This window comes from Arthrobacter sp. SRS-W-1-2016, assembly GCF_002009585.1.
GTDB classification, from domain to species: Bacteria; Actinomycetota; Actinomycetes; order Actinomycetales; family Micrococcaceae; genus Arthrobacter; species Arthrobacter bambusae_A.
Map to the genome: position 1 here is coordinate 14,554 of NZ_MTPV01000030.1, position 14,910 is coordinate 29,463.

Sequence of the window (14,910 nt, forward strand, 5' to 3'; positions counted from 1 at the left end):
GTTCTTTCTCGGAAAGGCAGGCAGTAGCCGGAGGCACATCCCCGGACCAGTAGGTCCTGGGATGCGTCCTGTCGGCTCAGAACGTGTGCAGCACCACGCGGAAGAACTCGGTCGGCTCGATGGCTTCGATAGGGACGGGGCCCTCGTTGGCCAAGAATTCGTAACCTGTCTCGGGGCCGTACTTCTCATCGCCCGCGGACACCTTACCCTTGGTTTGGAACAGGATTTCGATGGAAGGGTGCTGGCCTGCTTGGTAGACCGCACCCGCGTCCAGGCGCAGGAAGCCGATCCGCAGGTTGCGCTCTGTGAAGCTTCCCAACCACTTTTCTGAGACGCCCGGGTCGCCCTCGGGCAGCCACTCGAACGCCTCGGGGTTCATGGCGATGACGTCGGTGTACCTCGGGGTCGCGAACTCGAGCTTGCCTCCCGTGGCACGTTCGAAGATCGCCTGCGATCCGTCCACAGTCTGTGCTTCGCCATTCTCGTCGGTGTAGTGGTAGAAGCCTTTCTTAAATTCCCCGGTCTTGGCCAACTCGGCGTTCGTCGCTTCACGCTGGGCGACGCTCAGGTAGCCGGCGCCGCTCGCTCCGCCACTTTGCAACACCATGGTCCGCAAGCCTTCGGCGCGCGCCTGGGGGCCGTAGTGGACACTTTCAGGGAAGTACCCGACCCATCCTTCTTCGAGAACGTCTTTCTCCGTGTAGGGCAGGCGACCTTGGATGACGTAGCGAATCTGGTCGAAATTGTGGCGGTGCCGGGGCGTGCCCCAGCCGCCGCTGCCCGTGACGCCCATGTTCAGGTCGTAGTTATTGGGAGAGCCGTCTTCACCGACCAGCAGGTGCTTCTGGTCGAGGACTCCCTCCCGCATGCTGCCGACCCGTTCACTGCCAGTGTCGGCTGCCTTGCTAACGCGCATCTTCCCGCTCCTTTAGAAAAGTCGATTTCAACCCGCGGAAAACCTTCGCGGTGGAGGCGGCCGGCCCGGCCGATGCAATTCATGCAGGGCCAGCCGCTGCGATTTACGTTATCCCACAATACGAGATATTGTCTACCTCAGCAGAAGGTGGAAGCGCCGAAGTCTTCGCCAACTGCCCTGCGCATGGACGAGGCGTCTTTTTGTGAAAATCCCACTTGATGGGACCAGTGCACTTGGAACTCTAGATCTGGGTGCCCGCTGAGGCGCATGCCTCACCGCAACCAAGCAGGACCGCGCTGGGCCCGCAAATCCCGGCGTTTAAAAGCCAGGAGCATCAAAGCCACGAGGATCGACGACGACCGCAGAAGGGTGATTCACACCCACCGAATTCGGACACCCTCGCGAAGAAGCGGAGTTCCTCCCAAGTTCGCCAAGGGCACCTGGGCGCGTATGGACTCATTCGACCGGAAGGAAATGTAACTTTGCCAAAGAAACATGCGGCTCGGAAGACGTGGGCGAGCCTCCGCCCAGGCGACCGCGTCACCGTCACAGAATCTGCGCAGTTCTCGTATGAAGCCACCGTCGACGTCCTGACTCCGGATGCACGTGTCGTCTGGGTGCTTCCGCGGACGGGCGGTAATCGCCGGGCCTTCGACTGTCGAGAAGAAATCACCATCCACAGGAAGCGTGATAGTCAATAAGTCCCCTTCTGCGCCGCTCCATAGCCGCAGGCTTCCGGGAATTGGCGTCGTTCAAGCTGCCGGGATCTCCCCTTTCGCAACGGGGGAGGTCCCGGCTTTCTCACTTGCTTGTGTGTAATGGCTCAGGGGTGCTCGCCATGCTGGAACATTCGATGCGTTGCACGGTGCGAAAAGAGCCAGCCGCGTTCAGTGCGCACGAATTTGTCGTGCCACTCCCCCATCGTGAATGGGCCGTCAAAAGGCAGCGGGAATAATGGTTCTGTTGTGCCAGGATCGACGACGAACGCTGAGTAATATGTGACGCTCGTCGCATGGTCGGAGTCCAAAACGGTCACCAACGGCGTCCCGATGAGGTGCCGGGCGACGAGGGATGGGGAGAAGTCATCGTACGAGGCGAGGATCTCGTCGTAGCCCGTATAAATCTTCCCAGCACGGAACCAAGTCGCACCCTCAGCGAACAGGCTAGCCGAGTTGACGCCATCGTTGTTATCGCTTAGATGTGAAATTGCCAATACCAGCTCTCGGCACTGCCGTTCAATTTCGGACTGTTCAGCTGAATTCATAGTTTGCCACCCTTCAGATAGTGAATTCTTGGTGTAAGGAGCCGGCTCCATCGCGGCTTGCGGTTGAACCCATCCCGCCCTCTTCCTTCCGGCTACAAAGTGAGGCGGGGCGCGCAGCGGGCCAGCTCTCATGACTTGGCCCAATAATGAACACGCGGCGGCGGAACAGAGCCAGCTTTTCGCTTGTCCGCACTGCCTATGCGCGTGAAAGTGATCATCCTGAATGTTTGCGCCTCACGCAACCCCATTGCGCATGACGCTTCGAAGGGCTATAGTCTGGATCACAGTCAGGGCCGAGCGTGCGGACTGGTCAGCATAGGGCTCCACCTTGCATAAGTCGCCTATTTGGCGTCGCAAGCTGAACGGCGAACCCTCCTTGAGTCTTGATTGTCACGTCATTCAAGTTGTTGCGTATACAAGCAAAGGTGGTTGGAATATGGGACCGATCGGGTTCATTGGAGTAGGGGCGATGGGAGCGTCGATTGCAAGTCGACTTGTCGGCAAGTTCGAACTCCTCGTGAACGATAGAAACGAATCAGCGGCAGACGATCTGGTCAGGGCTGGAGCGAAATTCGCGTCGCCTGAGGAGATTGCCGCGAAATGTCGCGTTGTGATGCTGTGCTTGCCAGCTCCGAAGGATGTCACCGGCTTGCTGCTGGGACCAGACGGTCTGGTAAACCAGATCGTCGAAGGAACTGTGGTTGTTGACATGACGACCAGCAGCCCGACGGCGGATATCGAGGTCGAGAAGGCGCTCCGGGCGCGTAAAGCCTCCTTTGCAGATGCAGCGATCGCTGGCGGCGTCCGGCGTGCGCGAGCGGGAACTGCGGTTCTGATGGTCGGCGCAGATCAGGACGTCTTCGACCGGATCAAGGACCTGCTGTTCGTGGTTACTTCTGACGCCATTCACGTGGGCACCGTGGGCACTGGACACGCCATGAAGCTCGTCAACAATCTTCTTAACAACTGCAACCGCTTCGCGGCGCTTGAGTCCATCCGGCTTGGTCAGGATGCCGGGCTCGAACGCGATGTCATCATCGAGGTCCTCAATAAATCGAGCGGACGAAACTACACCACTGAGTACACGTATCCGCAACTGCTCAGCGGAGACACTTACCTCCCGCAGGGCTTTACGCTGGGCCTAATGCTGAAGGACTTGCAACTGGCAAACGAGCTTGCCGATACGAGTGGCCACGGTACTCCTATAGGACATCTCGTTCAGACATTTACGGAGCAGGCGGTCGAGAGGTTCGGGAGTACTGCAGACCAGAGCCAATTGATGGCGGAGTGGTACGACGGACTGGTGGCTCCCGCCGCAGAGGCGTCCGAAGCAGTCGTATGACATCGGGAAGCAGGCCCGAGCAGGAACCGGGCGACACAAAGACTAACAATTCGGCGGCGACATTGAATTACGAGAACATATTCGTCAATGGCGAATGGACTAAGTCGCATGGCACAGGACGCATCGAGGTGATCAACCCTTCCACGGAGGAAGTGATTGCCACCGTTCCCCAGGGCGCTGTCGACGATGTTGACATGGCTGTATCCGCGGCATCGGCGGCGTTCGAGGAATGGTCCACGACTCCAATCGAGGAGCGAGCCACCCTTTTCAAGACCTTGGCGGGTCTCGTCGATGAACGCATCGATGAGATCACGGATCTCATCGTGCGGGAGGTGGGCCAGCCTAGGTCATCGGCGTCGGTGGCCCAGGCCGGCGGCGCAGTCGAGGACCTCAAAATCCTCTCCGAAGAGCTGGCCAACATCGCGTGGAGCGAGACTGCAGTCACGGCAAATGTCAGGCGAGTTCCAGCCGGTGTTGTTGCTGCCATCACTCCTTGGAACTCACCGTTGCGCGCCATCACCGCCAAGGCTGGCGCAGCAATGGCGGCAGGATGCACCGTCGTGCTGAAGACGAGCGAAATCGCGCCCTTGGCGGGGTATGTTTTCTCCGAGCTCACGGTTCAAGCCGGCCTGCCAGCAGGGGTATTCAACATGGTCTCCGGCGCAGGGCCGGACGTGGGGGAAGCCTTGGTCAGCCACCCGGCGGTCGATATGGTGTCACTGACTGGTTCGGTACGTGCTGGACGTCGAGTGATGGAGCTGGCCGCACAATCGATAAAGCGTGTCCACCTCGAGCTAGGGGGCAACTCCGCGAATCTCGTGCTCCCGGACGCGGATTTGGAACTGGCTGTGGCGGCTGGCATCGATGACGCCTACCGCAATGCAGGACAAGTCTGCGGCGGCCTTACCCGGATGCTCGTGCCTCGGTCTCGCCTCAAAGAGGCGGAGAAGATTGCGGTGCGCCGTGCTGAGAGTTACGTACTCGGGGACCCCTTCGATGACGCTACTACCATGGGCGCGGTGAAAACCGCAGCTCAGCGCGAGCGAATTCGTGAGCTCATCCGTTCCGGCACCGCACAAGGCGCTGAGATATTGACTGGGGGCGCGGAACGTCCGGATGGGCTTGAACGCGGATACTATGTCCGTCCGACGGTCTTCTCCCAGGTGACCAACGACATGAGGATCGCCCGCGAAGAGATGTTCGGACCCGTCGTGAGCCTAATCCCCTTCGACGATGAAGAAGAGGCCGTCGCAATCGCCAACGACTCGCAGTACGGTCTTGCCGGTGCAGTCTGGGCCGCAGACGCCGACCATGCGCGCCGGATCGCGGCCCGCCTGCGGACAGGCCGGGTCCGGATAAATGGTGCGCCCTTGGATAAGCGCGCTCCCCACGGCGGGTTCAAGCTTTCTGGCGTCGGCAGGGAATGGGGGCGCTACGGTATTGAAGAGTTCCTGGATTTCCAGTCCCTGATCGGCTGATGACGTAGTTCTGTGGCGCTGCCCTCGGGCGGCGCCACAGAACTAGCCCGAAACGCGAAACGTAAGCTTCAAAAATCGGACTGGGGAACGGCAAGACACCGGTCTATGTTGTTTTGGACCCTGGATTGAACAGGAGGGTTTCTTCTGCTCGATTCACCGAAACCGCACCTGTTGATTAAGACCGCCGTCTCGGTCGATATTTAGGACTGAGATGCGAATGAGGCATCTTCGACGGCTGCAATGACTCATATGTCGGCTTTCCGGGCCGAACAATTTTCCGTCCGCCGAGTCGTAATGTCCGCGATCTCAACGATGAAGCAGAACCCGCCATACCGCTGCCGACAGCCGCGTTAGCGGCCGACCTGATCAAAGGTGACGAAATCTGAGCACGCTTCCGGTGATCCGGTCCCAGGTCCGGACTAGAGTCCTTGAGCAGAGTTCCCGGCTTGGCGAGGAACCCGCCGCAAGGCCGCAATCGCTCTCGGTTGGACTTGATCCTGCCGACCTTAGGCGATCCTCCGATGACGAAGGACCAGGCCGAACGTCCCGTCCTAGCTCCGGCAGGCAGCCCGGTAGTCGCGCCAACCGGCGAGCGGGTTTGGAAGGCTCGCCGCGATGTCCCTACTCCCGTTGCGTGGTCTTGTCGGCAACCGGCGGAACTGGTGTCAGCGCCAGCAAAGCCGGCCTGGCCACGGCGGGCAGGTCTGTCCGCCTCACGAGCCCTGGCGTTGGGCCTCCGTAGCCACTGCGCGAGTTGGGCGTTAAAGTCGTCTGGCGATGTGAAGACCGAAGTCTCCAGGAACTGGTTCGCTCGACCACGCCTTGGTTCTCCGGATTGTAAGGTTTGACCTGCACCCCCTCGGCGGCCGCAATGCCGCTCCTTATTCCCAGAACAGCCGCCGCGGAACCGCACCCATTCCAAAGAACAGCTCACAAATGCCTCCGCACAGAAACCTAGTCATCCGGGAAGGGATCATCCGTGCCATCGATGAACCGTGCGTGCGAGGGCACGATCACCACCGTTGGAGGCACCCGGGCCCCGACCGCGCCGACGGGCGTCCGCAACCCAAGGAAGCACAGGTCGCACGGCGACTGGATTCCCGGGTTCGCGAGTAACGCGGTCAGCTGGATCAGACCGGAGGGCACACTCCCACCGGATCCTTGCCATGATTTCCCAGAACTCGGCCAGAGGACCCTGACCAGTCCACCCGCCGTCGGCATCCGCGATTCTCCCGCGACCGGAGCACGAAGGATCGGCTCCACAACCTCTACTTCAAAGTCCTGTGCGCCCGCATATCCGCTGGGCGGACCGTGCCCAGCCCCCAGTCTCCGAGAGTCTGACCGCGCGTGGACCAAACAGCGGGTTAGGCCATGGCGCGATCCTGATGTTGTCAACGCCACCGACCTGGTTTCGGTGGGTCATAATTCGATGACACAGTTCCCATGCCCGGATGGTGAGCACGGCCACCCGGACCGGTTCCGGTGCGCAACCAGCATCACTTGCAGAGTTTGGGCTTAGAAGAAGGGCACAAATTGCCCTATGGCCGGACGGAGGTCCCGCGGCAGAAAGCAAGAGCTGGCGTGCGCCTGAACTCGCTATGGAGCACCTTCGAGGTCAGTTTCAGTACCGAGTAGAACGTCCCTGAATGGCACTCAGTCGAGATACCCGCGGCTCCGCAGGCTCCCGGCTACTCCGCCGTGACGGAGCAGGTCGACGACGAGCGGCGGGTACGCCTTGCCACGGAGCTCCGTGCCAGTTGACTCCCCTTGTACGCGGGCGGATTCGATGTCAACATCTACGATCTCCCCTTCTGTGAAGGCCGTGCTGACCCCCGGCACCGCGAGAATAGGAAGCCCATAGTTAATAATATTGCGCAGAAAGAGGGAGTTGAACTGCTCGGCGAGGATGCAGCTGACACCTAGTTCAAGAAGTAATAGGGCGACGGGCCGCGCGGACCCCAGTCCGAATCGCCGGCCGCCGACGATAATGTCACCGGGCTGAACCAAAGCCGGCCAGTCGGGACGACTGGCGTGGAAGACATGCCGGGCGGCCTCCTTAACAGGGAGGCGCATCGCGAAGCCCGGGTACATGTCGTCGGTATTGATATCGTCACCGAAGATCCAGATGCGACCACGGAGTTGTAGGGAACGAGTTTCGGCCGTCATGCGATGCTCCTTGGATTCACGATTTTTCCAGCGATGGCTGATGCGGCAACGGTCGCCGGTGAAGCCATATAGATTTCAGCCTCTGTACTGCCCATTCGCCCGCGGAAGTTTCTTGTGCTTGCTGTCAGGCAAACTTCGCCAGGCCCAATAACGCCTAACTGGTATCCAAAGCAAGCACCACAGGTTGGATTTGTGACAGTGGCGCCAGCTTCGACGAATGTGGTCAGGTACCCGCGCTTACTTGCTTCTAGGTATGTATCCTGCGATGCAGGAGTGATAATCAGTCGTGTCCCTGGCGCGACCTTCTTGTTCTGGAGAATTCGCGCCGCGATTTCAAGATCCTCGATCTTTCCGTTCGCGCAAGACCCTATGAAACACTGATCAATACGTACCGATTCGAGACTGTCGACGGGCACGGTGTTATTGATGACCGAACCGGGCAGGGCAACCATGGGCTGGATCTCAGACAGGTTGATGATGCGCCTGTCCACATACTTCGCACCCGCATCCGCGAAAATGGGGAAGGGCTCGGCATCCGTGCGCTCGGCAACGTATGAGAGGCAAAGATCGTCTGCTTCGAAGACGGTGAAGTCGGCAGCAACTTCGGCCCCTTGCGTGGCGATGGTACGTCGATCTCCCATACTGAGTTCGGCCAGTCCCGGACCGCCTATCTCAAGCGCATGGTCCATCGCATCGCCGTATACCCCCGCAATGTGGAGGAAGACGTCTTTGCCCGTTACGTCTCCTGCCAAGGACCCAACCAGGTCATACCTGATCGTCGGCGGCACCTGGAACCATGTGGTTCCGGTGCAAGCAATCTGCATCATCTCTGCGGCGCCAAGCCCGCGAGCTGCGACGTTGAAAGCCCCCGCGGCGCACGTATGCGAGTCTGAGCACGCCAAGACCTGTCCGGGAACTGCCCATCCGCGTTCTGCCACAACCTGATGGACGATCCCGTGTCGGCCGACGTCAAGGAATCGCTCGATTCCATGACGTTCGGCGAACTTTCTCGCGCGGGTCCCGGCGGAAGCCTCCATGATGCCGGGCGCGGGGACGGCATGGTCGAGCACTATTGCAATTCGATTTGGGTCGTGAACTTTGCGGACACCCTCCCATGAGGGCGTAAAAAACTGGGTGTCAAGCAAGACGGCCAGGTCGACCCGCGTCACGACAACATCTCCTGGGACGACGGATTCCAGACCCGCGCCCCGTGCGAGCAACTTCTCAATGACTGTGCTGTTCATAGGTTTTTCACCAAGTTCCTGATGGCCCCGACCCGTCTGGCGATCGGCGTTCCGAGAATGATCGAACCGGAGGCGGCGTTGATCTTAAGGGAGCGGATATGGAAAGGATAAGGAGGTTTTGAAAATTCCGAGGAGGAAGATGCCCAGGGCCGCGCCTTTGCTTGCGCGGATGTGCTCAAAAATCGCGATGCACGGGTTGGGGACTAACATCTTCAAAACTTCGGACGGAGCGCGTAAGACATCAAAGCGCTCAAATTCGTTGCGTGTGCTCGCTGCGCTTGGAGGGGGCGCCATAGCCACACACATACGTATCCTCCCTGATACCCCGCGTCGCGAGTTCCCTGCAATTTGCAAGGCGCCGAGAATCATAACGCCAAGCTGGTTGCGTGGCACGCGCCCTAGTTGCATTATTATAGTTGTCAAGACGAGTGTCAAGCAACCACCGTGCGCGATACGCAACCTCGTTGTTCCTAGTGGACGCCATGACACCCATGGTTTGGACGTCTGGGGTCTCTTCCTAAACAGGACCTCCCCCGCCGCTGCGGGGTAAGGCCGGGCGGAGGCATACAAAGTAAGGTTGGACCACATGGAGATGATCCCTTCAAGCAAACGGCATATAGTAAACCGCGTGGACGAAAACACCGAGAAGATGGCTGTAGCGGAATCCGACGGCGAGGACTCGAAGGAAACTGGCCGACTAGGGGCCCTTCGGCATGGTCTGGCCGTCTTCGACTTGTTTGAGATGGACCGCCAGACAGTGACGACGATCGAAATTGCGCGTTACCTCAACATTCACAAATCGACTGCGTCGCGCATCACGTCCAACTTGGTTCTCAGCGGATTTCTCGTCCCGGCCACCGACGGACCCGGGTTCCGGCTGAGCGGAAAGCTAACACGACTCGGCGCAATCGCTGCAGCTGTGCAAGATCTTCCGACTATGGCCATCAAGCATGCTCAAGCCCTTGCGGACGACGTTGGGGAAACGTGCCAGGTGGGAGTGCTCGACGGCCAGGAAGCAGTGACCGTGGTACTTGCGAACGGCTCATACTCTCTGCGGCTGCACTCCTGGGTTGGCAAGCGTCACGAAGCCTCTACGACGGCCATGGGGAAGGCGCTACTTGCCGGTCTCTCTGATGGGAGCATCGACAAGCTCTATCCCAAGAAGAGCCTTTCGCAAGCAAGTGAACTTTCGCCTGCGACACTGGATGAATTGAAGACGCAATTGGTTGTCGTACGCAATCAGGGCTTCGCGCTTGAGAACGAAGACCTAGAACCGGGTCTGCGTTGTATAGCCGCACCGATCTTCGACCACGATGGCAACGTCGCGGCAGCGATCAACATCGCCGCCGCCGCCTCGCGATTGCCGATGAGCAATATTGATTATTACGTCTCGAAGGTCAAGTCGACGGCGGCGGATATCAGCAACGCCTTGGGGGCGCCAACCGACTCTTACTCTTACGAAGCCACTGCTTAGGCCAAATCGAAAACAGCCTGGTATCGCTCATTGCTCACGATACTGGACATGGTTGTCCGTGTAGCGTCTCGGGTCTGAGCTTGTTCCGGCCGAGGTGGGCCGGCTGGCCACGGTTGTCACTGGGACCTCACTGAAGCGAATCCGCGATTTCTTTTGAAATTCCAATCGATTTGAGCTCGACGTAGGCGTCGATACCTTCAGGACCTAAGGCGCGGCCGACTCCGCTGAACTTGACTCCGCCTATTGGAGCCAGAAATCCTGCAGCATTACCGTTCAGTTCGACCGTCCCGGTCTTGAGCAGGCCAGCAACGCGCATGCCCCGCTCGACGTCAGTAGTGAAGACCGCTCCACTGAGGCCGTAGTTGGAGTTGTTCGCGATGGAAATCGCTTCATCCTCGGTCTGGTACGGGATTACCGATACCACCGGGCCGAAGATCTCATTCTGAGCAATAGTGGAGTCGGGGTCCACCCCACCGAAGACCGTCGGCTCGATGAACCAGCCTTTCTCTAGCCCTGGGGGACGGCCACCACCTCGTATGAGACGGGAGCCTTCGGCGAGGCCGGAAGCGATGTAGTTTTCGGCTCGAGCGCGCTGGCGGGCGCTAACAAGGGGACCGATCTCCGTGGTGTCGTCCCGCGGATCACCTATGGGCATTGTGTCAATCATGGCGTTGAAGCTTTCGAGGAAATCGACCTCGAGTTTAGCCGGCACCAAGATTCTGGTCTTGAGGCTCCAGATCTGGCCGTTGTTTCGGAATGACCCCAGTCGAAGCGCGGAAACGGCGAGATCGATATCGGCATCTTCAAGGATAACGGCGGCCGATTTGCCTCCCAACTCCATCGTTATACGTCGCAGATCTTGGCTGCAAATCTCTGCGATCCGCCGGCCGGTGGCGCTCGAGCCCGTGAAGGCCACCTTGTCAACGCCGGGGTGTCCTACTAAGTATTCGCTGATCTCATGGTGGGCCGGCACAACATTCAAGACCCCGGGTGGCAGTCCGGCTTCTGAGAGGAGTCCAGCTACGAAGTAGGCATCCAGCGGAGTCTGCGGTGCCGGTTTGAGAACAACAGTGCATCCAGTCAGCAGGGCCGGGATAATTTTCTGCGCCGTCTGCGAGACGGGTACGTTCCACGGCACGACAGCCGCGACCACTCCCACCGGTCCGCGCGTGACAAGGGCCTGGCCGCCGGCCGAGCGGCGCACAGAGCGGAAAGGGTATGTCTCTACGGTCTCCAGATACGCGTCAAGGATGCGAATGGGATAGACGACCTGGATGTTGCGGGACTGCGTGATTGGGCAGCCCATTTCCGAGGTAATTAGCTGGGCAAGCTCCTCACTGCGCTCGAGCAGGAGTTCGCGGAACCGTTTCAGGATCGTCACGCGCTCGTCAAGAGACATTGCGGGCCACGGCCCTGCCTCCAGTGCATGCCGCGCGGCAGCTACCGCGCGGTCGACGTCCTCTTCAGAGCCGGAAGGCACCGAGCCAATGACATCCTCGAACAACGGGGAGACCACCTGAATACGGTCACGTGTTGCTGGGGCAACCCAGTCGCCCCCGATGAAAATGGAATCGTGGGTTGTGATCGGGGTAATTGCCATTCAAAACGCCTTCAGCAGCAGTGACGGTGCCCACAATTCTTGCGGCATGGCTGACAATATCACAGGGCTTTCCGGCCTGACGATGATGCATACCCTCCGCGGGGCCCCGTCGGGATCTGCAGAGCGTATTGTTGGGCCACCCGCCGGCAGAAGTGCCTACCAATACCTAGCCACGCGCTCTCGCCCTAGGCTGCCTCTGAGGGCTGCGCCGCACATAGTTCAAGCTTCGAATATCAGGTGCTCTTTAACCGCACTCTCACCCAACACTCTTGTTTAGGTGCGTGTAACGCACTATGGTTGCATATCAGGCGTCGATAAACATTGGATGCGCGCCGACGGAAGTTGTCGGTTATGAATATGGCCGAGCACGGATTGCCAGCCGGTAAGCCGGGAAGTAGCCCTCGGATCGTGCCGGGGATGCAATGACCGCAAAGGAGCAGGACTTGCGTTTGAGTAAAGCAGCTGGCATTGGCATCGAACGAGTCCAACTCCTTGAACCGCCCACTGATTCACTTCCACGGATTGATGTTCGGTCCGTCGTCGCAGATCTCGCCCTCGAGGAGCCGTGCTCGGGTGGGGCGAGCCTCGAATGTCCCTACTGCTGGGGACCCAAGACGGACTGAGCAATCCACAACAGACGCGCAAGTATTGCCGACACTGTTCGGCTGAAGACATCCGGACAGATCAGGAGACTGGAAAATATGAGCAATGAAACCACCCCGCTGCTGCGCAACTTGGCAAAGGAAAAGCTATCCAAGGGTGAGCCTGTCTTCTCGATGACGATCCGGCTGGTGCGCACCGTGGACATCGCAGCCATCGCCCAAACGGCAGGTTTTGAGTCCGTCTACATCGACATGGAGCACAGCAGTTTTCCCCTTGAAGCCGCAGGCCAAATCTGCATGGCATGTAACGCCCTCGGAGTCACGCCCCTCGTTCGCGTTCCTGGACCAGATCCCTTCTTCATTGCCAAGGTCATGGATGCCGGTGCCATGGGAATCATTGTGCCCGGAGTGCAGTCGGCCGACGAGGCACGTGATGCCGTCCGTGCTGTGAAGCACGCGCCCTTGGGCATACGTTCCTTTTCTGGGGCCGCGCCCCAGCTGAATTACAGGTCGCTGCCTGCCGATCAGACCATTCGTGAGCTTGACCAGGCCTCCATGGTAGTGGCGATGATCGAATCCAGGGCCGGCTTGGAATCAGTTGAGGATATCGCAGCCGTGGATGGCGTAGACATGCTCCTCGTGGGTGCCAGCGACCTCAGCGCCGAGTTGGGTGCTGCCGGGCAAGTGGATCATCCCGAGGTGCACAAGGCATTCCTTCAGGTCATCGATGCCTGCCGGGCCCACGGAAAGGCCGTGGGCATCGGTGGGCTGGGTGGTCGCCCTGACCTTGTCCGTCAATACCTGGAACTCGGCGCCGGCTTCGTCTCCACCGGCAACGACATCACCTTTCTAAGCGGCGCCGCAGCCCAGAAACGCAAACAGTTCGACTGATCGACAAGCCACGGAAATAGAGAGCACACATGAAAATCTGCATTTACGGCGCAGGGGCCGTCGGAGGGCACATCGCTGGACGTCTCGCTACCAGTGAAGCCGAAGTCTCAATGATCGCCCGCGGGGAGCAACTCGCCGCGATCCGAGAACACGGGCTACGGGTCGAAACACGTGACGGAAGCCTGGTCTCCCGCCCCTTCGCCACGGAGCGGCCGGAGGACTTGGAGCCACAGGACATAGTAATTGTCGCGGTCAAGGCCCCAGCCCTCCCCGCGATCGCCCGGAACGTCGGTTCCCTGCTCCACAAAGACAGCCTGGTCGTGTTCGTCATGAACGGCATCCCTTGGTGGTACTTCCACTCCCACGGAGGATCGCTGGACGGCACCCACCTTCAACGCCTCGACCCCGAACAGGCGCTGTGGGACCACATCGGCCCCGAACGTGCGGTGGGTGCTGTAGCCTACACGGCCTGCAGCGTGATCGCACCGGGCATAATCCGTGCTGAGAATCCCGGTAACCGCCTGGTGATCGGACGTCCTGACGGCAAACCGGACAAGAGGCTCGACGCGCTGGCCGAACTCTTGAGCCCAAGCGGACTCGACGTTACCGTCACGCCGAAGATCCGCGACGCCGTTTGGGCCAAACTACTGATGAACTTGATCGGGGGTTCCCTTGCTGTTCTCAGCGCCTCACCTATGAAGGACGTCCTCGACAAGCCCGCCGTCGCTGGGACTGCCAAAGCAATGGCAGCAGAAGGCGCAGCTATTGCCCGCGCACTGGACTGCGATCCGGGCGATCCGTACGAAGGGCTGAACAAGCTGGCGAAGTCCAGCCACCTCCAGAGCATCGCCCAGGACTTGTTGGCCGGCCGGCCAATGGAGATCGACGCCATGTTCCGTGTCCCGCTCGACCTGGCCCAACTAACGCAGGTCCCGACACCCAACCTTGACTTGGTGATCGAATTGGCCACCCAGCGGGCCCGTACCGCCGGCCTGTACCAAGACACAGCCAAATAACACCACAAAGCGATCTGCGCGTGCCCTGGTACGGTGCCGTGGCTCGACTGTATGACCACATAGCCGGACGGTCGTCGCATGTTTGCCTGACTTAATGAAGGCCAGCCCCGACAGTGATGGTCCTCGTTTCAAAGGACTAATCGTCGGGAAAGATCACGGCAGTTTACTAACTTCGGAAAGCATACGTCGGCACCAAACCATAGCTGGGGAAATCACATGAGCCTTGAATTTGGGCAAGAGAACGGATTTGCCCTCCTTCTGGTGGAAGACGATAACGAGTTGATCAGTTCGAGTTGGAGGCCGGCCTCTGGCGAACGCGTCCAAGTGCGAAGATCGGGATGCGATGTGCGACGGGGTGTCGTCGAGGCAGTCATGAACGACAACTCGGGCTTCTGGTTGGCCGCCGACGGGGTTGAAGCCCGCGTATTTGTCCTCTTGCGGGACACTGAACAAATCATTGGGATCCCGACCTGAAGACGCAGACGTCCATTTGGAAGTACCGCCTGGGTTAGGGCGGCCCTCCCCATGACCGCAAACGCAATGATTGAATTTCGTGGGACTAGCAACGTCGAGATGCCGGCTGTTTGGCGTGAAGCAAAGGGACTCGCCTGCTTCGGCGCGATGGCGTTCCAGCTCGGCGGAATCGAAGGCATCGAATATGCGCTTCTCAGCCCTTGTGACAAGAGCGGCTTCGTCCCAATGTGCAGGGGGAACTGTTGTGTTCCTGCAGTCCCCTATCAGGTTTGAGAGGTTTTAGGTTCCTCTCCCACTTCAAACTCCTGGCCGGGAGTGCGGGACCACGATTGGACATCTTAGACGCAGTGGTTGAACTGATCGCTGTGTCAACGGCAACTTAGAAATGACCGGGCGCGGTATGTTGGGTTGCCCGTTGGCGGCAAGTGATTGACCGGGCGCGG

Annotated in this window: 11 protein-coding genes; 5 read left to right on the forward strand and 6 right to left on the reverse strand. The window is 59.5% G+C overall.

What is annotated here, in order from left to right; all coding sequences use genetic code 11:
* Positions 1-76: 76 nt before the first annotated feature.
* Together BMF89_RS07695 and BMF89_RS07700 are read right to left on the reverse strand one after the other, a co-directional pair.
* Positions 77-916: a hypothetical protein gene (locus tag BMF89_RS07695; RefSeq protein WP_078106513.1), complete on the reverse strand. Its 840-nt coding sequence runs from the start codon at positions 914-916 to the stop codon at positions 77-79.
* Positions 917-1,739: 823 nt separating this feature from the next.
* A complete protein-coding gene (locus BMF89_RS07700) occupies positions 1,740-2,180 on the reverse strand; it encodes a nuclear transport factor 2 family protein (protein WP_171983432.1) in 441 nt (146 codons plus the stop codon).
* A 436-nt stretch (positions 2,181-2,616) separates the two neighbouring features.
* Between BMF89_RS07700 and BMF89_RS07705 the strand changes: the two genes are divergently transcribed.
* Together BMF89_RS07705 and BMF89_RS07710 are read left to right on the forward strand one after the other, a co-directional pair.
* Positions 2,617-3,522, forward strand: a complete 906-nt coding sequence (locus BMF89_RS07705) for an NAD(P)-dependent oxidoreductase (protein ID WP_078106515.1) — start codon at positions 2,617-2,619, stop codon at positions 3,520-3,522.
* A 62-nt stretch (positions 3,523-3,584) separates the two neighbouring features.
* Positions 3,585-5,000, forward strand: coding sequence for an aldehyde dehydrogenase family protein (locus tag BMF89_RS07710; protein ID WP_253190751.1), 1,416 nt, complete (start codon positions 3,585-3,587; stop codon positions 4,998-5,000).
* Positions 5,001-5,954: 954 nt separating this feature from the next.
* Here BMF89_RS07710 and BMF89_RS07715 read toward each other — a convergent pair.
* The 3 genes from BMF89_RS07715 to BMF89_RS07725 all read right to left on the reverse strand — a co-directional run bounded on the left by BMF89_RS07715 (position 5,955) and on the right by BMF89_RS07725 (position 8,410).
* Positions 5,955-6,146 (reverse strand): hypothetical protein, encoded by a 192-nt coding sequence (locus BMF89_RS07715; RefSeq protein ID WP_078106517.1) that lies wholly within the window; start codon positions 6,144-6,146, stop codon positions 5,955-5,957.
* Between the two features lie 507 nt (positions 6,147-6,653).
* Positions 6,654-7,166 (reverse strand): 3-isopropylmalate dehydratase, encoded by a 513-nt coding sequence (locus BMF89_RS07720; RefSeq protein ID WP_078106518.1) that lies wholly within the window; start codon positions 7,164-7,166, stop codon positions 6,654-6,656.
* Positions 7,163-8,410, reverse strand: a complete 1,248-nt coding sequence (locus BMF89_RS07725) for an aconitase/3-isopropylmalate dehydratase large subunit family protein (protein WP_078106519.1) — start codon at positions 8,408-8,410, stop codon at positions 7,163-7,165. Before BMF89_RS07725 ends, BMF89_RS07720 begins: the two co-directional genes overlap by 4 nt.
* 628 nt (positions 8,411-9,038) lie before the next feature.
* Here BMF89_RS07725 and BMF89_RS07730 point away from each other — a divergent pair.
* Positions 9,039-9,884, forward strand: a complete 846-nt coding sequence (locus BMF89_RS07730) for an IclR family transcriptional regulator (protein ID WP_171983433.1) — start codon at positions 9,039-9,041, stop codon at positions 9,882-9,884.
* 127 nt (positions 9,885-10,011) lie between these two features.
* Here BMF89_RS07730 and BMF89_RS07735 read toward each other — a convergent pair whose 3' ends face one another.
* Complete coding sequence (locus BMF89_RS07735; RefSeq protein ID WP_078106521.1) at positions 10,012-11,484, reverse strand: aldehyde dehydrogenase; 1,473 nt, start codon at positions 11,482-11,484, stop codon at positions 10,012-10,014.
* Between the two features lie 701 nt (positions 11,485-12,185).
* Here BMF89_RS07735 and BMF89_RS07740 point away from each other — a divergent pair.
* Both BMF89_RS07740 and BMF89_RS07745 read left to right on the forward strand, forming a co-directional pair.
* Positions 12,186-12,977, forward strand: a complete 792-nt coding sequence (locus BMF89_RS07740; RefSeq protein ID WP_078106522.1) for an aldolase/citrate lyase family protein — start codon at positions 12,186-12,188, stop codon at positions 12,975-12,977.
* A 29-nt stretch (positions 12,978-13,006) separates the two neighbouring features.
* Positions 13,007-13,993 carry a 2-dehydropantoate 2-reductase gene (locus tag BMF89_RS07745; RefSeq protein ID WP_078106523.1) on the forward strand — a complete coding sequence of 329 codons (987 nt, stop codon included), beginning with the start codon at positions 13,007-13,009 and terminating at the stop codon, positions 13,991-13,993.
* Positions 13,994-14,910: the final 917 nt, after the last annotated feature.